The organism is Ligaoa zhengdingensis (assembly GCF_014384885.1).
In the GTDB taxonomy this organism is placed as follows: Bacteria; Bacillota; Clostridia; order Oscillospirales; family Ruminococcaceae; genus Ligaoa; species Ligaoa zhengdingensis.
This window is the reverse complement of record NZ_JACRST010000002.1, coordinates 157533-176525: the sequence shown is the minus strand read 5'-3', so window position 1 is coordinate 176525 and position 18993 is coordinate 157533. Positions and strand designations below refer to the sequence as shown.

Annotated in this window: 20 protein-coding genes and 2 pseudogenes; 15 read left to right on the top strand and 7 right to left on the bottom strand. The window is 58.1% G+C overall.

Features of this window, described 5'->3' with window-relative positions:
* The first annotated feature begins 3 nt into the window (after positions 1-3).
* The 7 genes from H8711_RS03090 (at position 4) to H8711_RS03060 (ending at position 6989) form a co-directional block, all read left to right on the top strand.
* Positions 4-837, top strand: coding sequence for a GNAT family N-acetyltransferase (locus tag H8711_RS03090; RefSeq protein WP_249282073.1), 834 nt, complete (start codon positions 4-6; stop codon positions 835-837).
* A gap of 43 nt (positions 838-880) precedes the next feature.
* On the top strand, positions 881-1420 hold the full coding sequence (locus H8711_RS03085; protein ID WP_249282072.1) for a DJ-1 family glyoxalase III: 540 nt from the start codon (positions 881-883) through the stop codon (positions 1418-1420).
* Complete coding sequence (locus tag H8711_RS03080) at positions 1411-2058, top strand: 5-formyltetrahydrofolate cyclo-ligase (protein ID WP_249282071.1); 648 nt, start codon at positions 1411-1413, stop codon at positions 2056-2058. The genes H8711_RS03085 and H8711_RS03080 overlap by 10 nt, the downstream gene beginning before the upstream one ends.
* Before the next feature lie 276 nt (positions 2059-2334).
* A complete protein-coding gene (gene mltG, locus H8711_RS03075; RefSeq protein ID WP_249282070.1) occupies positions 2335-3594 on the top strand; it encodes an endolytic transglycosylase MltG in 1260 nt (419 codons plus the stop codon).
* A 31-nt stretch (positions 3595-3625) separates the two neighbouring features.
* Complete coding sequence (locus H8711_RS03070; protein WP_249282069.1) at positions 3626-4852, top strand: peptidase U32 family protein; 1227 nt, start codon at positions 3626-3628, stop codon at positions 4850-4852.
* Between the two features lie 279 nt (positions 4853-5131).
* Positions 5132-6061, top strand: coding sequence for a magnesium transporter CorA family protein (locus H8711_RS03065; protein WP_249282068.1), 930 nt, complete (start codon positions 5132-5134; stop codon positions 6059-6061).
* Positions 6062-6188: 127 nt separating this feature from the next.
* Positions 6189-6989 carry a hypothetical protein gene (locus H8711_RS03060; protein WP_249282067.1) on the top strand — a complete coding sequence of 267 codons (801 nt, stop codon included), beginning with the start codon at positions 6189-6191 and terminating at the stop codon, positions 6987-6989.
* A 144-nt stretch (positions 6990-7133) separates the two neighbouring features.
* Here H8711_RS03060 and H8711_RS03055 read toward each other — a convergent pair whose 3' ends face one another.
* Positions 7134-7340, bottom strand: coding sequence for an alpha/beta-type small acid-soluble spore protein (locus H8711_RS03055; protein WP_249282066.1), 207 nt, complete (start codon positions 7338-7340; stop codon positions 7134-7136).
* A gap of 144 nt (positions 7341-7484) precedes the next feature.
* The gene (locus tag H8711_RS03050; RefSeq protein ID WP_249282065.1) at positions 7485-8036 is read right to left on the bottom strand and encodes a hypothetical protein; all 552 of its coding nucleotides are present in this window, start codon (positions 8034-8036) and stop codon (positions 7485-7487) included.
* Positions 8037-8257: 221 nt separating this feature from the next.
* On the opposite strand from H8711_RS03050, the gene H8711_RS03045 reads away from it, so the two are divergent.
* A complete protein-coding gene (locus tag H8711_RS03045) occupies positions 8258-8467 on the top strand; it encodes an LPXTG cell wall anchor domain-containing protein (RefSeq protein WP_249282064.1) in 210 nt (69 codons plus the stop codon).
* A gap of 74 nt (positions 8468-8541) precedes the next feature.
* On the opposite strand, the gene pduL is transcribed toward H8711_RS03045, so the two are convergent.
* Positions 8542-9117, bottom strand: coding sequence for a phosphate propanoyltransferase (gene pduL, locus H8711_RS03040; protein ID WP_249282063.1), 576 nt, complete (start codon positions 9115-9117; stop codon positions 8542-8544).
* Positions 9118-9340: 223 nt separating this feature from the next.
* On the opposite strand from pduL, the gene H8711_RS03035 reads away from it, so the two are divergent.
* Positions 9341-9916 (top strand): uracil-DNA glycosylase, encoded by a 576-nt coding sequence (locus H8711_RS03035; RefSeq protein ID WP_249282062.1) that lies wholly within the window; start codon positions 9341-9343, stop codon positions 9914-9916.
* A gap of 359 nt (positions 9917-10275) precedes the next feature.
* Here H8711_RS03035 and H8711_RS03030 read toward each other — a convergent pair whose 3' ends face one another.
* From H8711_RS03030 to H8711_RS03020, 3 genes and pseudogenes are all read right to left on the bottom strand, one after another.
* Positions 10276-10443, bottom strand: a complete 168-nt coding sequence (locus tag H8711_RS03030; RefSeq protein ID WP_249282061.1) for a hypothetical protein — start codon at positions 10441-10443, stop codon at positions 10276-10278.
* 118 nt (positions 10444-10561) lie between these two features.
* Positions 10562-10654, bottom strand: a pseudogene (locus tag H8711_RS03025) (TnpV protein); the annotation flags it as partial.
* A 61-nt stretch (positions 10655-10715) separates the two neighbouring features.
* Positions 10716-11132: a metal-dependent transcriptional regulator gene (locus H8711_RS03020; RefSeq protein WP_249282060.1), complete on the bottom strand. Its 417-nt coding sequence runs from the start codon at positions 11130-11132 to the stop codon at positions 10716-10718.
* 107 nt (positions 11133-11239) lie between these two features.
* Between H8711_RS03020 and H8711_RS03015 the strand changes: the two genes are divergently transcribed.
* The 4 genes and pseudogenes from H8711_RS03015 to H8711_RS03000 all read left to right on the top strand — a co-directional run bounded on the left by H8711_RS03015 (position 11240) and on the right by H8711_RS03000 (position 14308).
* Entirely contained in the window at positions 11240-11476 is a 237-nt protein-coding gene (locus H8711_RS03015; RefSeq protein WP_249282059.1) for a FeoA family protein, read from the top strand.
* 107 nt (positions 11477-11583) lie between these two features.
* Positions 11584-12900: pseudogene (locus tag H8711_RS03010) on the top strand (FeoB small GTPase domain-containing protein); the annotation flags it as partial.
* A 207-nt stretch (positions 12901-13107) separates the two neighbouring features.
* A complete protein-coding gene (locus tag H8711_RS03005) occupies positions 13108-13551 on the top strand; it encodes a MarR family winged helix-turn-helix transcriptional regulator (RefSeq protein WP_249282057.1) in 444 nt (147 codons plus the stop codon).
* Positions 13541-14308 (top strand): sulfite exporter TauE/SafE family protein, encoded by a 768-nt coding sequence (locus H8711_RS03000; RefSeq protein WP_249282056.1) that lies wholly within the window; start codon positions 13541-13543, stop codon positions 14306-14308. Before H8711_RS03005 ends, H8711_RS03000 begins: the two co-directional genes overlap by 11 nt.
* Here the strand turns inward: H8711_RS03000 and H8711_RS02995 are convergent, their stop codons facing one another.
* Entirely contained in the window at positions 14309-15889 is a 1581-nt protein-coding gene (locus H8711_RS02995; protein ID WP_249282055.1) for a recombinase family protein, read from the bottom strand.
* Positions 15890-16349: 460 nt separating this feature from the next.
* On the opposite strand from H8711_RS02995, the gene H8711_RS02990 reads away from it, so the two are divergent.
* Entirely contained in the window at positions 16350-18101 is a 1752-nt protein-coding gene (locus H8711_RS02990) for a phosphoadenosine phosphosulfate reductase domain-containing protein (protein WP_249282054.1), read from the top strand.
* Complete coding sequence (locus H8711_RS02985) at positions 18091-18993, top strand: DUF4007 family protein (protein ID WP_249282053.1); 903 nt, start codon at positions 18091-18093, stop codon at positions 18991-18993. Before H8711_RS02990 ends, H8711_RS02985 begins: the two co-directional genes overlap by 11 nt.

The following is an 18993-nucleotide window of genomic DNA, read 5'->3' as shown; positions in this document are numbered from 1 at the left end:
CCGATGATAACCTTTGCAATCCCCTCCGATCTGCCGGCACTCCGCGCCCTTTGGCGGGAGTGCTTCGGCGACCCGGAGGCATATATCGACTTCTACTTTCAAAACCGCTTTCGCTGCGACCAAACGCTGGTCTGGCGCGAAGGCGGCGCGCCCGTTGCCATGCTCAGCCTGCTGCCCGTCTCGGTGATCTGCGGCGGGACGGCGTGCCCGGCGCGCTACATCTACGCCGTGGCCACCGGCAATGCCTGGCGGGGCAGGGGGTTGAGCACCCGTCTGATGGAGCATGCGCGCCTGCTGCTACAGGAGCGGGATGAGGGCCTGACGGTGCTTGTCCCGGCGGAACCGGCGCTGTTCGATTTCTACGCCAAGCGCGGTTACACACAGGCGGCGAGCCTGAAAACAGCGCATTTTCCGGTGCAGCGATACAGCGACGGCGGCTATGCTTTTTCCGAGGGGCTTTCTGCGGCGGAGTACAAAGCGCTGCGCGACGCCCGCTTCGCCCGCGAGGGTTACCTCTGTTGGGATGAGGCTGCGATCGGTTACGCCCTGCGCGAGAACGCTTTCACCGGCGGATTCGCCTGCGCGGCGTCCCTGCCGGACGGAGGCCGCGCGGCGGTTGTCGGCCAGCGGAGGGACAAGCTGCTCTGGGTGCGGGAGACCACCCTGCCCGACGAGGCGGTCGAGCCCGCGCTGTGCGAGCTGGCACGGCGGATGGGTTGCGGCGAGGTGGAGGTCCGGCTTCCGGCCGACAGCGCGGTGGAAGGCGCGGTTCGGCCGTTCGGCATGGCCGGTGCGCCCCTGGGGGGCGGCGGCTATTTCAACCTGGTTTTGGACTGAGGCCCGGCTGCGGGCCGATCGACGATAGAAGGGGGAACTCAGGATGATTTATGTATTTTTGGCGGATGGATTTGAAGAGGTGGAGGCGCTCACCCCGGTGGACGTCCTGCGCCGGGCCGAGTTGGAGGTCCACACGGTGGGCGTCACGGGCAAGGTGGTACGGGGCTCCCACGGCATCCCCGTGACCTGCGACATCACCGAGGAGCAGGCCGACCCGAACGGCCTCGAGATGATTGTACTGCCGGGCGGGATGCCGGGCACGCTGAATCTGGAAAAATCGCAGGTGGTTCAGGCATTCATCGCGTATGCGGTGGAACGGGGCCTGCCCATCGGCGCGATCTGTGCGGCCCCGTCCATCCTGGGGCACCTCGGCCTGCTGGATGGGCGGACGGTCACCTGCTTCCCGGGATTTGAGACCCAGCTGGGCGATGCGCATTACACCGCAGGGCCCTGCGAGGTGGACGGCAGCCTGGTCACAGCCCGTGGGGCGGGCGTCGCCATGGAATTTGCGCTTGCCCTTGTGGAGAAGCTCAAGGGTTTGGAGCGCGCGGCTTTGTTGAGGGCCTCTCTGCAATGCCGGTGAGGGATATCCGCGCATACAAGAACCGTTTGCGCGAAAGATATAAGAAGGCGCGGCGCGCCATGCCGCCCGAGGTCAAGGCGGATTGCGACGAGCGCATCCGCAACCGCGTGAGGGGCCTCGATCACTACAAAACCGCCTCGACGCTGCTCACCTTTGTGTCCACGGCGATCGAGGTGGACACCCATGAACTCATCCGGCAGGCGCTGGCCGACGGCAAGCGGGTGGCGGTGCCGCGCTGTGTGGATAACTCGCGCGAGATGGAATTTTACTTCATCCGTTCGTTCGACGACCTTGCCCCGCGCACCTTCGGCGTGCTGGAGCCGGATCCGGAGCGCTGCGAACGGCTCACCAACTATGCGGGCACCATCTGTATCGTGCCCGGCCTGGCGTTCGATATGGATGGTTACCGGCTGGGATACGGCAAGGGCTATTACGACCGCTTTTTATCCGGCTACCCCAAGGCGAAAATCGGGGTGGTCTATTCCGAATGTACCACGAGGCATTTGCTTCACGGACGCTTCGACGTGCCGGTTGACCTGTTGGTCACCGAAAAATACCTGCGCAAGATCAACAAAAATTACCGCGCCCAGCGCCGGTACGCAGCGAAGCCCCCATCGTCCGACGGGGGCTCGCGCTGACCGGGTGATGTATCAAGGTTGGGAAGCGATGGGTTTTCCGGCCCAATTCGGGGATCAGTTGCAGCAACAGCAGATGATCAGGATGAGGATGATGATCCACCAGCAGCCGCCGAAGCCGGCACCACAGCCGTTGCCACAGCCACCGCAGTTATTGTTATTACAGCACACTTATATTCACCTCCTGTACCGGAATAGTTATCTGCCCTGCAGATGCTACATACTATGAAAAACATCCGTGTGGGGTTACAGGAGACCCAAGGTTTGGAGGAAATCGTTATGCCGATGAATCAAAACGAAAATGAGCGCAGACGCCGTGTGGAAGGGGAGCATCCCGCCGCGCGGCCTCAAAATGCGCGGCATGTCCCTTCGACCCCGCGCGCTCAGGGCCAGCCGGAAGAACATCTGGCAGGGAACCCATCCCGCCGCGCCAAGCGCAAAAAGCCGCGCAAAAAATACCGCGTGGCCCGCGCGTTGCTCATCACAGCCGTGCTGGTGGGACTCTGCTGCTTCCTGGCATATTTCGGGTTGCAAAGCGTCAGCGACCTGCTCGGACTCAACCTTGAGGTGATCGGCATCGAGCAGGAGGACCGCGAGGTCAAGGTCGATATTCCGGAGGGTTCCAGCACGCGCGAGATCGCTAATATTCTCAAGAAGGCGGGCGTGGTGGATACGCCGCTCACCTTCCAGCTCTATTCCAAGTTTAAGGATGCCGATGGGAAATACCAATTCGGCGAATATATCTTCAACTGCAATATGGCCTACGACGAGATCATCATTGCGCTCAAGAGCGGCAACGAGCGGCAGGATGTCGTGCGCATCTCCTTCCCTGAAGGCCTCACCCTGTGGGAAATCGGCCAGAAGCTGGAGGACGCGGACGTCTGCTCGGCTGAAGCGTTCGTCAAGGAGCTGCAGACCGGCACCTTCGACTATGAATTTATGAAGAGCATCCCCGCGGACAACCCGCTGCGGTTCTACAAATACGAGGGATACGTCTTCCCCAACACCTACGACTTCTTTGTGGGTGAGAAGCCCTCCTCGGTGGTGAAGAAATTCTTCGACAGCTTCAACGCCAACATCACCGGAGAGATGTACGACCGCATGGAGGAGATGGGAATGACCCTGGATGAGACGATCACCCTCGCCTCGATCATCCAGAAGGAGGCGAGCTACCCCGAGGACATGTACGCGGTTTCGGGCGTGTTCCACAACCGCTTTGAAAATGCCGAGGTTTATCCGCAGATGCAGTCGGACGTGACCATCTTCTATGTGGAAAAATCGATTAAGCCGCACATCGACACCAAAAATCAGGAGATGTACGACGCTTACAACACCTATAAATGCGAGGGCCTGCCGGTCGGCCCAATCTGTAACCCGGGCATAGATGCGATCAAAGCGGCGCTCTACCCCGATCAGAACGATTATTACTATTTCCTCACCGATCAGAACGGCGACTTCTACTACGCCGCCACCATGCAGGAGCATGAGCAGAATATCCGCACCGCAGACGGCGTGGCCGGCGGAATCGCCACCGACTGATCGCCGTCCGCCGCATCGGAAAGGAGAGGCTATGTCGGAACTGATGATACCGGAGGTGCTCGCCCCGGCGGGCGACCGGGAACGGCTGGAGGCCGCGGTGCTGTTCGGCGCGGATGCGGTCTACCTGGGCGGCCAGGAGTTTGGGATGCGTTCTTCGCCAGCCAACTTCACGCCTGAGCAGCTCAAAAGCGCGGTGGAGCACGCGCACCGGCACGGGGTGCGCGTCTATCTCACCTGCAATACGGTGCCCACCAACGAGGAGATGGAACGGCTGCCTGCTTACCTGCGCGACGCGGCCGCCTGTGGGATCGACGCGCTGATCGTCTCGGATATCGGGGTGCTGATGACCGCGAAGCGGGTGGTTCCCGAACTCGAAATTCACATCTCCACCCAGGCTGGGGTGGTCAACTACGTCACCGCGGGCGAGCTGCACCGCATGGGCGCCCGCCGCATCGTGCTCGCGCGCGAGCTCCCGCTCGATTCGATCCGCCGCATCCGCGAGCACCTGCCCGATGAGGTGGAGCTCGAGTGCTTTGTCCACGGCGCGATGTGCATGTCCTTTTCCGGACGGTGTCTGCTCTCCAACTACATGGTGGGGCGCGACGCCAACCGCGGGGAGTGCGCCCAGCCCTGCCGTTGGGGCTATTACCTGATGGAGGAGAAGCGTCCGGGCGAGTATTACCCGGTCTACGAGGACGAGCGCGGGTCCTACATCCTCAACGCCAAGGATCTGTGTATGATCGAACACATCGATAAGCTGGCCGGGGTGGGTGTGAACAGCCTCAAAATTGAAGGGCGGGCCAAATCTGCCTACTATGTAGCCGTTGTGACCAACGCCTACCGCAACGCGGTGGATCAGTACCGGCGCCACCCCGACAGCTTCCGTCTGGAACCGTGGATTTTGGAGGAGACCTTCAAGGTGAGCCATCGGGAGTACTCCACCGGATTCTACTTCGGCCAGCCGGAAAACGCCCAATGCTACCAGGACGGCGGGTATGTCCGCACCTGCGACGTGGTGGCCACGGTAGACTCCTGGCGCGACGGCATGTTGGAGGTCATCCAGCGCAACCGCTTTTTTCCCGGCGACCAGCTGGAGGCGCTGCCCCCGCGCAGCCGCCCCGTGCCCTTTGTGGCGGAGCGAATTCTGAACGAAGCGGGGGAGACGGTGCAGAGCGCCTGCCACCCCATGGAGCGCCTGCGCATCCCGTCTGAGCGGCCCTTTCCCGTGGGTACAATCCTGCGCAAACAAAAAGAATAATTTTACTTAAAAACAGCGGAATTCCTTCATATTTGGCCTTATCGGTTCAATTAGTGCGGAATTTCGCTGTTTTTTTCGCTTTTTAAGCTGAAATCGGAGGATATCGCTTGCAATCGAGCTGGGATATGATATAATAATAGGGCTGGAAATTTTAAGAGATCAGACTTCAACGGAGGTGACGCTGTGAACCCCGATCCCATCCCTCGACGAAACGAGACAAAAAAATATTCGGCGGTTGCGGTGTCCCACCCGGCCGCCCCATAGAAATGGGGAGATTTCATGATCAATTACTACAAGACGGTGGAGAACCGCCTCGTCAGCATTGAGGCGATTCAGGACGGCTGCTGGGTGAGCGCTGTCTGCCCCACCGAGAGCGAGGTCGCGTTTCTCACCGACCAACTGGGGATCGACCAGGGGTTTGTCCGCTCCTCGCTGGATGAGGAGGAGACCTCCCGCGTGGAGCAGGAGGAGGATCAAACCCTGCTGATCATCGACCTGCCGCTTGCGGAAACCAACTCGGACGACACCATCCAATACACCACTGCGCCTATCGGCATCGTCATGCTGCCCAAGCAGATTGTGACCATCTCGCTCAAGAGCAATCCGCTCATCGGCGAGTTCGCGGGGGGCCTGGTGAAGAACGTCCCCACCCATCACAAGAACACCTTCCTGTTCACCCTGCTGCTGCGCATTGCGGCGCGTTACCTACAGCATCTCAAACAGATCGACAAACTTTCGATGCGTATGGAGCACCAGCTCCACAAGTCGATGAAAAATAAGGAGCTCATCCAATTGCTGGGGTTGGAAAAGTCGCTCGTCTATTTCTCCACCTCGCTCAAGGCCAACGAGCTGACGATGGAAAAAATTCTGCGCGGGCGCATCCTCAAGCTGTATGAGGAGGATCAGGACCTGCTGGAGGATGTCCTGATCGAGACCAAACAGGCCATCGAGATGTGTAATATCTACGCGAGCATCCTATCGGGCACGATGGATGCGTTCGCCTCAGTGATCTCCAACAACCTCAACATCGTGATGAAGGTGCTCACCTCCATCACCATTCTGATGGCGATCCCCACCATGGTATCCAGCTTCTACGGCATGAATGTATCCGGCCTGCCGCTGCCCTACTTTTGGTTCCCCTGTGTGCTGGCTGCGGTGCTCACCATCATCGTGGCGATTATCCTGGTGAAAAAGAATATGTTTTATTGAGACCGCGCCCGTTTGGTAGATTTTTCTAGCATGCGGGCGCTTGTTTTTTTAAAATCTATTTGTCAGCACTGAGAAACGATGTTATAATACCATTAGAAATCTGATTTTGACCGAGGAGGGACCGGACGTGGAGCAGGAAATCGCGTTTGAAACCAGTGCATTTGGCGGATTTAATAAAAAATCGGTGCTGAAATATATCGATGAGCTGGGGGAGCAGAATAAAAGCGTCGTGGAGGGCCTCGAGCGCCAGCTCGCAGAGGCACAGGCGAAAAACCAGGAGCTCGCAGGTGCGGTGGAGACCCTGAACGCCAAGGTCAAACAGGTGGAGCAGGAGTCCGCCCAAAAGGCCGCCGGACTGGAGCAGACTGTTGCGGAGCTCAGGGAGGATTTGGCGCAGCAGAGGAACACCCTGAGGGAGCGGGAAGCGGAGCTCGCGCGGGAGCGCGAGGAGCACCGCCAGCTCGCGATGCGCGCGGAAAATCTCGAGCGCAAGGGCCGCAAATATGACGAAGCGATGTTACAGATCGGCAGCGCCCTGATGGAGGCGCGCGAAAGCGCAGACGATATCATCAAGGAGGCGCAGCAGAAGGCGGGACAGATCAGCGCTGACACGGTGGAAAGCATCCGCCAGCTGGGCTCCGAGGTGAGCACCTTCAAAAGCGATGTTGCAACTCTGCGCGTGACGCTGCAATTCTCGATGTCCGAATTGGAACGCCGCCTGGACGCGATCGACAGCTCGATCGATACGCTGGACGCTGCGGTGCGCGGGGTCGAGTTCCGGGGAGAACCGGTTGTCCAACCGGATATTTCGAGCGAGGAGGAGACGGCGCCGGCCCAGGAGGAGCAGCCGCAGCAGGAAGACGAGGCTGAGGAGATGCCGAAAAAAGAGCGGGAACAGGGCGCCAAGCCGGCGAACTTTTTTTGGTAAGCCGCGCCTTCCTACGCGGAAGCAAGGCGGCTTTGCAGAGACAGCGCTTCAGGCGTTGGGCCGATGGCTGCAACGCTGGCTATCATAGATAAATAAGAAAAGGCAGAGGTGCAGTTGCACCCCTGCCTTGTTGCTGAAAAGGACTTATTTCATCGAGTTCTCATAAGCCTCGATCATCTTTTTGACCATCTGGCCGCCGACAGAACCGGCCTCGCGGGAGGTCAGGTCGCCGTTGTAACCCTGTTTCAGGTTGACGCCTACTTCGTTGGCAGCTTCCATCTTGAATTTATCCATCGCTTCTCTGGCCTGAGGCACAACAAGGTTGTTGCTAGAATTACTGTTGTTAGACATAATGTTTACACTCCTTAATTTTTTCAAGGTTTTTTCTTTTGCTGTTGCGTTTGTGGTAATAGTATGGGCGCATCCAAAGAATAAATACTTGGTAAATTCATTCAGAAATTCTACAATAAACCGGGAATCGACAAAAAATTCATTTTACCACGAGAGGCCGTCCAGCTTGGAGGCGTTGCCGGAGATCAGCAGTAGGGAGACCGTGCACATCAGCGCGTAGCGGTCAAGCGGACGGGAAAGGCGCAGCGGAATCTCGAACGGTTCGATGCTGCCGCCGTCCAATGTGGGGATATTGCGCTGGAGGCAGACGGTGGCGCTGTCCGCATCGATGCTGGAGAGGGTGACGGTATCGGTGACCGACATGCCGCAGGAGACAGCGGGGATTCCCCAGCGGCTCATCATCTCGGCTGCATTGCGGTTTTCGGTTTGCAGCACACCCACCGCGCCGTCCTCGCTCACCGCGCAGCGGTCAAAGGGGATGGCGAAGCGGCTTTTGCACAAAATAATACTGTGCGCGCCGTTTCCGGTGTGGATGCGGTCGCATTCCAGCAGCAAAAAATCCGGGCTTTCAGCGCAGCCGCTGACCTTTCCACCCTCCCGGATGTAGGCCACCTGAAAGGACGGCCGCAGAATCTGGTAGATGGCGTCGGCCAGCGCGCTGCCGTCCGAATTGCCCAGTACGATCAAATTTATCATTGGAATCCCCCACCTCAATTACTGTGATCGAACCGATCGACCCCTGCCAATGAAAATGCCTATTCACTAATTTTTGTAATTTTGAATCAATTATGTACAATTTTGAAATTAAATGGCGCGCGCTTGACAGTCGAAAATAAGGTACCTATAATAATGAAGTAACAGGGCAGAGATGTTCCATGATGGATCAGGGGATCTTATGAAAGAGGGAGTATCGTTTCATGAAAAATAGATGGAAAAAAATATCAGCGTCGCTTTCAGTTGCGATGGCCACCCTGCTGACAACATCGGTTCACGTGTTTGCGCTCAACCCGGATACGGGCGACAATTCCAACCTGCCGTTGGTGCTTGGTATCGGCGGCGGCGCACTGCTGTTGGTCATCATCCTGGTGGTGCTCGGCGGCAAAAAGAACAAAAAGAAACAAAAATAAGCGCTTGGGCGGATACAAAAGGGCCGGGCCGGATGGATTTTTCCATCCGGCCCGGCCCTTTTTTTCGTGGTCGATCAGTCGAGAATTTCGCCGTAGAACTCGCCGAACGCAGCGGCTGCATTGGCTTCGTCGGTGTCGATGTGCATCGCCGGGCTGTAGGAGGGCGAGACACGGCAGACCACGTCGCCGAAGACCAATTCGCGGCCGGTGCCGGCGCATTTAACCGACACGATCTGTTTGTCGCTCACGCCGAACTCAGCGGCAGCCTCGGGCGTGAGATGGATGTGCCGCTGAGCGACGATGACGCCCTCGGAGAGCTCCACTTCGCCGCAGGGGCCGACCAGCTTGCAGCCGGCCGAACCCGCGATGTTGCCGGACTCGCGCACCGGCGGATTGAGGCCGAGCGTTCTCGCGTCGGTGAAGGAAACCTCGATCTGAGTGGCCGAACGGGTGGGGCCGAGGATCGAGACGCGGGGGATCGTCTTTTTGGGGCCGACCACGTCCACGCGCTCCTCACATGCAAACTGTCCGGGCTGAGAGAGATCCTTTTTCGGGGTCAGCTTGTAGCCCTTGCCGAACAGAGTTTCAAGATCCGCTTCCGTCACATGCACGTGGCGGGCGGAGGTTTCAATCAGAATTTTTTTTGCCATCGGTTTGTACCTCCATACCATCATTTTGCGCGGGATCGAATCCCGCCGGGGAAAAAGTCCCAGAGCGCGCCGGACGGCGCACCCGAAGCTCTGTCCATTATTATACAAAAAGAATCCCCCCACCGCAAGGGCATCCGGACGCTTTTGGCGGAAAACTTGTCGCTTTTGCTGCGATTTATGATATAATCAAATACAGAATGTAGAAAGAGGGAAGTGATCGACGATGGTAAACTCCTGGGAGGAGCTGCGCGCGCAGGCGATGCAGTGTGAAAAGTGCAACTTGTGCCGGACGCGCACCAACGTGGTGTTCGGTACAGGCCCGCAGGATGCGAAGATTATGCTGATCGGCGAGGGTCCGGGCGAGAACGAGGACCTGCAGGGAGAGCCGTTTGTGGGCAGGGGCGGCCAATTGCTGGATAAGATGCTCAAGGCGGTGGATCTGTCGCGGCAGAAAAACGTCTACATCGCAAACATGGTCAAATGCCGCCCGCCCCAGAACCGCGACCCCAAGCCGGAGGAGAGCGAGGCCTGCATCGGTTACCTGCGCAACCAGGTGGCCCTGCTGCGCCCGCGCATCATCGTCTGCTTGGGGAGGATCAGCGCGATCCGGCTCATCAGCCCCAACTTCAAGGTGACCAAGGAACACGGCGTCTGGTTTGAGAAAAACGGCGTCCTCATGATGGGTACCTTCCACCCCGCCGCGCTGCTGCGCACCCCCGCCAGCAAACCGGCAGGATTGGAGGATTTTCTATCCCTCAAAGAGAAAGCCCTCGAGCTCTGTCCGGAAATTTTTGAATAAACCGCAGCAAAAAAAGGCTTCCCCGCGCATAGAGAGGGGTTCATAAAACAGTTGACCCTCCGTATGTACTGAAAGCATACGGAGGGTTTATTTATATTCATAATGAAACCTTGCTGGCGGCGAACGGTTTGTCAAACCGTTTGCGGACAGCAAGTCCACAGGGGATAGCCGCATTAGCGGCGCAAGGGAGTGCAGCCACCTTGACGGAACAAAGTGAAACATTCGAGGCCTGTCAGTTTCTTTCTGCTGACGGAAAATGAAGCTCCGCAGGACGCACGATACTCCCGATAGGAGAGTATAGAAGTGCACCCTTTAGTTCCTAAAGGGATTTTTTCAGTCCCTCCAAACCGGAAAGTATTCTATTCCGCACGGTTATCTATTGTGAAAACAACACAAGCAATTCCAGCAATCATTGAGAACAAAATAGCTCCACTCATTGCCTCATTCATAGTTGCTCCAATGAAAAAACCGATAACTCCTGCAATGACCATAGTGATAATAGATACTACAGTTCTAAACTTTTTCATGCGCCCTGTACCTCCACCAAATTTCGGTTGTTTATTCATAAGTATATCAGAAAAATATGAAGGAATCTACCGCCTGTACGAAAACACCCGAGCATTTTGAGCCCAGGTGTTCTCTGTATCAATCATAAATCAGCTCAAATATCACAATCGCTTCTGCCTGTGCCTTGCAAGCGTTCATCTGCCGCACCCATTCCATTTGGTTTTCGGCTTCTCGGCGCAATACTGTTTTACGGACACCTGGTATCGGGGAAGCCTTTTTTGCCCGTCGGGAATCAAGCCAGCCTTTGCAGCAGGCGTTCCAGGTTCTCAATGGTCTTTTCATCAAAGAAATGCTCGATCTGCTCTACCTGCTCGATCTCGTCGTCGGTGTGGTTGAGCAGACACAAAAAGCGGTGAAGCACATCGTGGCGATAAAGCAGGTATTCCCCCAGTTCCCATCCCTTTGGGGTCAGCTTCACCATGCCGTACCGCTGGGAATCCACGTAGCCGAGTTCCTTCAGATTGGCCACCATCTTGGACGCCGAGGACGGCTTGACCCCCAGCGCAGCCGCGATGTGGTTGACACGCGCATAGCCATCCTGCTTTTCACAGCGACAGATCATTTCGAGGTAATCCTCCATCGCGTCGGTGACAGCGCGGTTGTTTTTGAGCCGGTAGCCCTTGAGCGTTCGGAATTCGCTCTCCTCCATCCGCTCTCACCTCCTAAAAAGTTGTAGCGCGCCGTGCCGCATCCGAATAAATTAGTACAGGGAAACAAATTTGCCCATTCCTAAAATATTAACAGGAGTCAATGATTATGAACGAAAACACCATAACTTTATATAGAGTTCCGGAAGGAAAGACCGCAAAGGTGCATTCTCTGCAATCCACAGGGAGTATGCGCCGCCGCCTGCAGGATATCGGCCTCATAGAGGGGACCGACGTGCGCTGCCTACAAAGGAGCCCCGCGGGGGACCCGGTCGCCTACTTAATCCGCGGTGCGGTGATCGCGCTGCGTTCGGAGGATTCCTCACAGATCCTCGTATCGCTCTGAGGCGGTGTGCCGCCCGCCTTTTCCGGCCGAGAACTCGACGGGAAGGGGCGGGTGGCATGTTTTGCCGATCGATCGCATCTAAAATTTGAAACAGAAGGAGAATGATCATGGGTTTAACGGCAGAATCAACGGGGCTTGGGGCCGTGGACAATGGGCTGGTGATCCGCAAGGAGGACCCGGGCGACCGGGTGATTGCACTGGCCGGCAACCCCAACGTGGGAAAATCCACGGTATTCAATGAGTTGACCGGCCTCAAGCAGCACACTGGCAACTGGCCGGGTAAGACCGTCACAAACGCGCAGGGGCGCTATCTACATAACGGCCGGGGATATGTGATGGTGGATATCCCCGGCACCTATTCGCTGTTGGCACATTCGGCCGAAGAGGAGGTCGCGCGCGACTTCATCTGCTTCGGCAACCCGGATGCGGTGGTGGTGGTGTGCGACGCCACCTGCCTGGAGCGCAATATGAACCTGGTACTGCAAACCATCGAGATCACCCCGAACGTGGTGGTCTGCGTCAACCTGATGGATGAGGCCGCGAAGAAGCATATCCGCATCGACTTCGAGCAGCTCTCGCAGAATCTGGGGGTTCCGGTGGTCGGGACGAGCGCCCGCAGCCGCCGGGGACTGGATGAACTGATGGAGTGCGTCGAGCGGGTGGCGGATGGGAAACAGGCGGCCGCTCCGATGAAAGTCCGCTACAATTCCTACATCGAGGCAGCCATCGGCATGGTGGAACCGGTTTTACAGGGGCGGATCGGGGACCGGATCAATACGCGATGGGCAGCGCTCAAGCTGATCGATGCCGATCCCTCGCTGGTGCAGTCGCTCACCGATTTCCTGGGCGCCGACCCGTTCGAGGACGACGAGGTGGCGCAGGCGGTGGAGACGGCGCGCCGGTATCTGGCCGGGGAGGGCCTGGACGAGGAACATCTGCGGGACAGCGTGGTGTCCTGCCTGGTGCTGGGCGCCGAGAGCGTGTGCGCTGACGCGGTGTTCTTCGAGGATCGCGCCTACAACGAGCGCGACCGCAAGATCGACTACCTGCTCACCAGCAAGTGGACCGGGATTCCGGTGATGCTGCTGCTGTTGGCCGGTATCTTCTGGTTGACCATCACTGGGGCGAACTACCCGTCCCAGCTTTTGTCCGACGGCCTGTTCTGGGTCCAGGACCGGCTCACTGACCTGTTTACCGCGCTGAATGCACCGGAGTGGCTGCACGGGGCGCTCGTGTTGGGTGTCTACCGCGTGCTCGCCTGGGTGGTCGCGGTGATGCTGCCGCCCATGGCGATCTTCTTTCCGCTGTTCACCCTGCTGGAGGACGCGGGTTATCTGCCGCGCGTGGCGTTTAACCTGGACCGGGGCTTCAAAAAATGCCGCGCATGTGGTAAACAGGCACTAACCATGTGCTTGGTCGCCGGCAGGGCATTTTTGATCCTTCCGAGGTGACAGAAGACATTTACCTGATGATTGGAAAACTGGAAGGGGGATGGTGTCCTATACTGCGGCCGGGGTGCCGCTTTCTTTTTTGCATCCGGTTTGCAGAGGGACCCTTGACAATTTGCGAAGAGGTGCTATAATCCTATATAGTTCTAAATAGAACAATATAGAGGTGAAAAGGTCGTGTATATGGAGTTTTGGAATCTCCTCTCCCTTTCAAAGCGCCTGTACGATCAGAGTATGCAGCCGGTCTGCGAGCAGTTCGGGGTGGCACGCATGGAGCTGGATGTCCTGCTGTTCCTCGCCAACAATCCGCCCTACGACACAGCCAAGGACATCGTGGAGCGGCGGCGGCTGACCAAATCGCACGTGTCCACATCGGTGAATTCGCTGATCGCGCGGGGATATTTGGAGCCGTCCTTCCAGCAGGGAAACCATAAAACCGTCCATCTCCGAATCTGCCCGGCGGCGCGGGAGCTTCTCGCCTGCGGGCAGGAGGCGCAGAGTCGGTTCGTTGCGAGCGCATTTGCGGGTTTTCGGCCCGAGGAAATCAAGGAGATGGGGGTCAGATTCGGCCGAATCGCGGAGAACGTCCGCGCGGCTCTCACAGGAGGAATGGGAAATGCCTTATGAATTTTTGATCTGTTTTATCGCTGGAATCGGGGCGGGCTTGGGGACCGGGTTCGCCGGGATGAGCGCCGCAGCGGTGATCAGCCCCATGCTGATCACCTTTTTGCATCTGCCCGCCTATGAGGCGGTGGGCATCGCGCTGGCCAGCGACGTGCTCGCCAGCGCGGTCAGCGCGTATACCTACGGCAAAAACAAGAATCTGGACATCAAAAACGGCTTGATTATGATGTTTACGGTTTTGGGATTCACCCTGGTGGGAAGCTGGGTGTCCAGCCTGCTCCCTAACGGTGCGATGGGTGGATTTTCGGTGTTTATGACCCTGTTGCTCGGCATCAAGTTCATCGTGCGCCCCGTTTTGACCACCAAGGATTCGATGGCCGGGGTCAGCTTTAAAAAGCGCGCGGTGCAGTCGGTGCTCTGCGGCATTCTGATCGGCTTTATCTGCGGCTTCGTGGGCGCAGGCGGCGGCATGATGATGCTCCTGATCCTCACCAGTGTGCTCGGCTATGAGCTTAAAACGGCGGTGGGCACCAGCGTGTTTATCATGACCTTTACCGCCTTGACCGGCGCGGTCAGCCACTTCGCCATCGGCGGCGCCCCCGACTGGTCGGTCCTGATTTTTTGTGTTCTCTCCACGCTCTTGTGGGCGCGCATCGCCGCCAAATTTGCCAACAAGGCGAATCCTGTCGTGCTCAACCGCGCCACCGGTGTGGTGCTGACGGTGCTGGGTGTGGCGATCATCGCGGTCAATTACCTGTAATTAGTTTGCCGAGGAGAAGCGGTAGATAATTTTGATCTGCTGGCGCTTCACCCTGCGGCCGTCCGGTCCGGTCTCATACCGCCCCTGACTGATTTCTACGCGGTCGACCAGCCGGTAGAGCAGGTCTGGCGTCAGCGCTTCGGGGTTTTCCCACTGCGCCAGCAGGGTGGAACAATCCCGCTGGTCCGCGGGGCTGCCCGCCTCCGCGCGCTCCTGTATCTGCTGCAGCTCCGCTTCTGCGCCCTTCTGCTCCGCCTCATAGCGCGCGAGCAGCCGCTGAAAACGCTCGTCGCCGATCTTTCCCGAAAGGTTATCCTCGTAAAGCTGCTCTATCACGCGATCCAATTCGGCTGTGCGCCTTTTCAGCGTTGCCGCCCGTTTGTCCGTCCGGCCGCCATCCGCCCGGCCGGGCAGCTCCATTGCCCGGTTCAGTAGGGCATGGCGCTGTTCGTCGGTGAGCTGGAGCTGCTTGCGGAGCTGCTCCAGCACCAGGCGGCACAGCGTTTCGTAGTCGATGAAGTGGTTGGTGCATCCAGCTGTGCCGCGGAGCTTGTAGGCCCCGCAGGCGAGGCGATAGACCCCATGAGCCGAAGTGATCGACATGTTGTGGCCGCAGTCCGCGCACTTGGCGATCCCGGAAAAGATGTTGTGAAATCCGCCCGCCGGCCGTTTGGTGCGGGAGGCCATCCGCTGGCCCGCCAGGTCGAACGCCTCGCGGCTCACCAGCGGTTCGTGTGTGTGCTCCACCACCACCCAGTCCTCGCGCGGCTTTTCGATGGTGGCATGGGCTTTGAAGGATAGCTTGCTGGTCTTGCCCTGCGCCATATGGCCGAGGTAACAGATGTTCCGCAGCATTTTGCCGATGGTGGAAGGGGTCCATTCCAGGCGCCTGGAGTAGTTGGCTGCGTCCAGGCCCGGATGGGTCTGGCAGCGGTGGAGGGCGGGGCAGGGGACGCCGCGGCGGTTCAGCTCCCGCGCGATGTCGGCGGGGCGGAAGCCCAGCTCGGCCTGTTGAAAAATGTATTGCACCACCTGCGCTGTGGAGGGGTCCACGAGCAGGTGGTTTTTGTTTTCCGGGTCCTTTTGGTAGCCGTAGGGGGCGAAGTTCCCGATGAAGCATCCGGCCGCAATCTTGCTTTGAAGCGCGGAGCGGATTTTTTTGCTGGCGTCGCGGGCATACATCTCGTTGATGACGTGCTGAAAGGGGGCGAGGTCGTTGTAAGGCGAGTCGCTGTCGTATCCGTCGTTCACCGCGATGTAACGCACGCCCTTGCTCGGAAAGTAGAGCTCGGTGTACTGGCCGGCCGTGATGTAATCGCGCCCCAGGCGGGAGAGGTCCTTGGTGATGACCATGTTGATTTTCTTGCTTTCGATATCCCGGATCATCCGCTGGAAACCCGGCCGGTCGAAGGAGGTCCCGCTGTAGCCGTCGTCCACATATTCGGCGTAAACGAGATAGCCGTGTTCCTTGGCGTAGGCGGCGAGCATCCTGCGCTGGGTCGAGATGCTGGCGCTCTCCCCCAGCTTATCGTCGTCCCGCGACAGCCGCAGGTAAAGCCCCGCTGAATAATCGGTGCCCATCAGCGCCCTCCTTTCGCGGTGGATGCGTCTTTACGATCCCCTCTGTGGGGGCGGGTGGGCCAGCAGAAATTCCAACAGCAGCTCTTCGAGCGCCGGCCCTGCAGGATGGACGCTGACGACTTCGTACTGGTCTCCGCTGGACGTTGTAACCCAGATTTTCTCCTCATTGTGCTCCAATTTCTTCACCGCCGCTCCCTATTACATGTTAGGAAAAATCCGTCCCATCACTCTTATGCGGGGAACAAGTCCGGATATGTCTGGGGCGGGCCACGGCGGAAAAGCTCGAATTCCAGGATTCCAGATTGAAAGAATCGGTCTGATATGGTAAAGTTGTAGGGAGCACTCTGTTGAATCCGATCGGTTCGCCCCGCCTCAAGCGGCGGGGGTGTTTTGCCGGATAATCCGTTTTATGGGACCGAATATATGATATCATGGCGGTAAGCAAAGGCAGGTGAATGAGATGGTTAGTTACTATTGCAACAACTGTAAGATCGCGGTGGAGAAGAGTGAATGCCCCATCTGCAACAAGAGGACGGAGATGAAGAGCGAGCTCTATTGGTGCCCCTCCTGCAATATCCCGCTTTACGAAGAGACCTGCCCCCTTTGCCACGGCCGCGGGGCGTACTTCACGTCGGATGCGAGGCCGGTGTTCCCCGAAGAGCGGCTGCTGATCGAGATTATGCTGGATCAGCCGTTTGCGTTTCTGCACGATTCCGTCTGGAACGGCACGGGAAACCGCTACTATGTGAACGGGAAGCGTATCCCGTTTTCCGTCTCCAACCTGCGCCGGTACGACCCCGAGGAGATTCGTGCAAAGCTGGAAAGGTACAAACCGCAGAATTCCTATGGGCCGTTCAACGAGATGATCGGCCGCTGGATTCAGGCGAACGCGCAGCACCTCCACTTCATCACAACCGAGGCGCGGCAGTACGTCAGCGGCTATTCCCAGCGCTTTCTCAACACCGACAACGTGGCGTCGTTTGTCTCCTTTTCAGGAGGAAAGGATTCGACGGTGGTCAGCGACCTGGTGCGCAAGGCGCTCAGCAATCCCTCCGTCATCCACATCTTTGGAAACACGACCCTCGAGTTCCCTCAGACCTACGAATATCTGGAGCGCTTCCGCAAGGAGAACCGCAAGACCCCCATGTTGCGCGCCGAAAACAGGGATCAGGATTTTTTTGACCTCTGCGAGGTGTTCGGCCCACCGAGCCGCACCCTGCGGTGGTGCTGCAACATCTTCAAAACCGGCTTCATTGGGGAGAAAATCAAAAGGACCTTCGATGCCGACAACAAGGCCGTGCTCACGTTTTACGGCATCCGGCGGAGTGAATCGGCGAGCCGCAATACCTATGAGCGGTCCTCGGTGGGCCGGAAGATCAGCAAGCAGCTGGTCGCCTCGCCCATCATCGACTGGCTGGATTACGACATTTGGCTCTACCTGCTGACCACCGGAATCGACTTCAACGACGCCTACCGGTTGGGTTATACCCGTGTGGGCTGCTGGTGCTGCCCCAACAACAGCAGGTGGTCGCAGTTTCTGGCGAGCATCTATATGCCCGAGCAGAGCAAGCGGTTCCACGACATCCTCTACCGCTTTGCGGTGAAGATGGGCAAGGAGAACCCCGAGGAATATGTCGCCTCTGGCGGATGGAAGGCGCGGCAGGGGGGCGCGGGGATCGAGCTGAGCAAGAATGTGGCGATTGAATTTAAGCCCTGCGCAACCGACGCCAAGAGCTTCAACTATGTCCTGAATAAACCCATCACCAGGGAGCTCTACGAGCTTTTTAAGCCGTTCGGCGTCCTCAAATTCGATATGGGCAACCCCAGGCTGGGCGAGGTCTACATCCTCGACCATAAAACCATGCAGCCGATTATGAAGTTGCAGGGCAGGCTGGGCACGGACGAGCTGCGCATCACCATTCTGAGTACGCCGATCGCCCATCGGATCAAGACGGCGGAGATCGAGCTGAAATTCAAATGCCAGATCACCAAATACCAGCTCTGTGCGGGGTGTCACGCCTGCGAGACGGTCTGCAAGCAAAATGCGATCAAGCTGATCAAAGTCGGGGAGACCGGCTATCAATACCGATATGAAATCGATGAGGGCAAATGCAACCACTGCTGCGAATGTATCAACCACTATACAGGCGGATGCTATATGAGGCGGGTGCTGCTGCCCCGTGGAAAGGGATATTCTGAGAATGAACAATAAGCTCAACAAGGTGAGGCTCAAGGGAAACGAATCCTTCAACATCCGCGAGGGCTGGCTCCGCAAGGGGATGCGCTGCGTGGCAGAGGACCCCAGGCTGTTCGCCAAGCGCGAGGCGATGGAACTGCTCGGCATGGGCAGCAAGATGGTCAAGTCGGTTCGGTTTTGGCTTCAGGCCACCGGCCTCACCCAAGAGGTGTATCAAAACGGCGGCCGCGTCCAGACGATCACCGAGGACTTCGGCCGTGTGATCGACCGCTACGACCCGTATTTTGACGATATCTTCACCCTCTGGCTGCTCCATGCGAACATCGTGGCCAACGAGGAGTTCTGCATCGCCTGGAACATCTTTTTCAACGAGTACGAGGGGGAGAACTTCACTAAGGAGGATCTGTTCCTGATGTGCAAAGCGCAGCTGGTCAAGCGGATGGAGGAGGGGGCTGCCTTCTCCGAGAAGTCGTTTTACAGCGACTGCGCCAGCATCCTGAAGATGTACCTCAGCGCGGAGACCAGCGAGGACCCGGAGGAGAGCCTCGGGTGCCCTTTCGCGGCCTTGGGGCTCATCCGAAGGAGCGCCAACTCCAAAAACGCATACCGAAAGGTAGCGCCATCACCCGACCAGCTGGATAAGCTGGCCGTCCTCTACGTCATCAGGAAGAATTTGGCCGAAGGCAAGCGCTCGGTCAGCATCGATGATCTGCTCGGCGCGCCCAACAACGTCGGTAAGGTGTTCCACCTCAATCGGGTGGGGCTCAACGAGTATCTCGACCAGCTCCGGGTCTCCGGGCTGCTCACGCTCACCCGCACGGTCGGCCTGGACATGGTGTACCTGGAAGATTCCCCCACGCCGCCTGAGATTATGACGGCGTATTATGAAAAAGCAACGGTGAGGTAA

Bases quoted from the DNA above. Each gene is read 5' to 3' on its own strand.
- H8711_RS03090 (WP_249282073.1), top strand. From the start codon at position 4: ATGATAACCTTTGCAATCCCCTCCGATCTGCCGGCACTCCGCGCCCTT.
- H8711_RS03085 (WP_249282072.1), top strand. From the start codon at position 881: ATGATTTATGTATTTTTGGCGGATGGATTTGAAGAGGTGGAGGCGCTC.
- H8711_RS03080 (WP_249282071.1), top strand. From the start codon at position 1,411: ATGCCGGTGAGGGATATCCGCGCATACAAGAACCGTTTGCGCGAAAGA.
- mltG (WP_249282070.1), top strand. From the start codon at position 2,335: ATGCCGATGAATCAAAACGAAAATGAGCGCAGACGCCGTGTGGAAGGG.
- H8711_RS03070 (WP_249282069.1), top strand. From the start codon at position 3,626: ATGTCGGAACTGATGATACCGGAGGTGCTCGCCCCGGCGGGCGACCGG.
- H8711_RS03065 (WP_249282068.1), top strand. From the start codon at position 5,132: ATGATCAATTACTACAAGACGGTGGAGAACCGCCTCGTCAGCATTGAG.
- H8711_RS03055 (WP_249282066.1), bottom strand. From the start codon at position 7,340: ATGTCTAACAACAGTAATTCTAGCAACAACCTTGTTGTGCCTCAGGCC.
- H8711_RS03050 (WP_249282065.1), bottom strand. From the start codon at position 8,036: ATGATAAATTTGATCGTACTGGGCAATTCGGACGGCAGCGCGCTGGCC.
- H8711_RS03045 (WP_249282064.1), top strand. From the start codon at position 8,258: ATGAAAAATAGATGGAAAAAAATATCAGCGTCGCTTTCAGTTGCGATG.
- pduL (WP_249282063.1), bottom strand. From the start codon at position 9,117: ATGGCAAAAAAAATTCTGATTGAAACCTCCGCCCGCCACGTGCATGTG.
- H8711_RS03035 (WP_249282062.1), top strand. From the start codon at position 9,341: ATGGTAAACTCCTGGGAGGAGCTGCGCGCGCAGGCGATGCAGTGTGAA.
- H8711_RS03030 (WP_249282061.1), bottom strand. From the start codon at position 10,443: ATGAAAAAGTTTAGAACTGTAGTATCTATTATCACTATGGTCATTGCA.
- H8711_RS03020 (WP_249282060.1), bottom strand. From the start codon at position 11,132: ATGGAGGAGAGCGAATTCCGAACGCTCAAGGGCTACCGGCTCAAAAAC.
- H8711_RS03015 (WP_249282059.1), top strand. From the start codon at position 11,240: ATGAACGAAAACACCATAACTTTATATAGAGTTCCGGAAGGAAAGACC.
- H8711_RS03005 (WP_249282057.1), top strand. From the start codon at position 13,108: ATGGAGTTTTGGAATCTCCTCTCCCTTTCAAAGCGCCTGTACGATCAG.
- H8711_RS03000 (WP_249282056.1), top strand. From the start codon at position 13,541: ATGCCTTATGAATTTTTGATCTGTTTTATCGCTGGAATCGGGGCGGGC.
- H8711_RS02995 (WP_249282055.1), bottom strand. From the start codon at position 15,889: ATGGGCACCGATTATTCAGCGGGGCTTTACCTGCGGCTGTCGCGGGAC.
- H8711_RS02990 (WP_249282054.1), top strand. From the start codon at position 16,350: ATGGTTAGTTACTATTGCAACAACTGTAAGATCGCGGTGGAGAAGAGT.
- H8711_RS02985 (WP_249282053.1), top strand. From the start codon at position 18,091: ATGAACAATAAGCTCAACAAGGTGAGGCTCAAGGGAAACGAATCCTTC.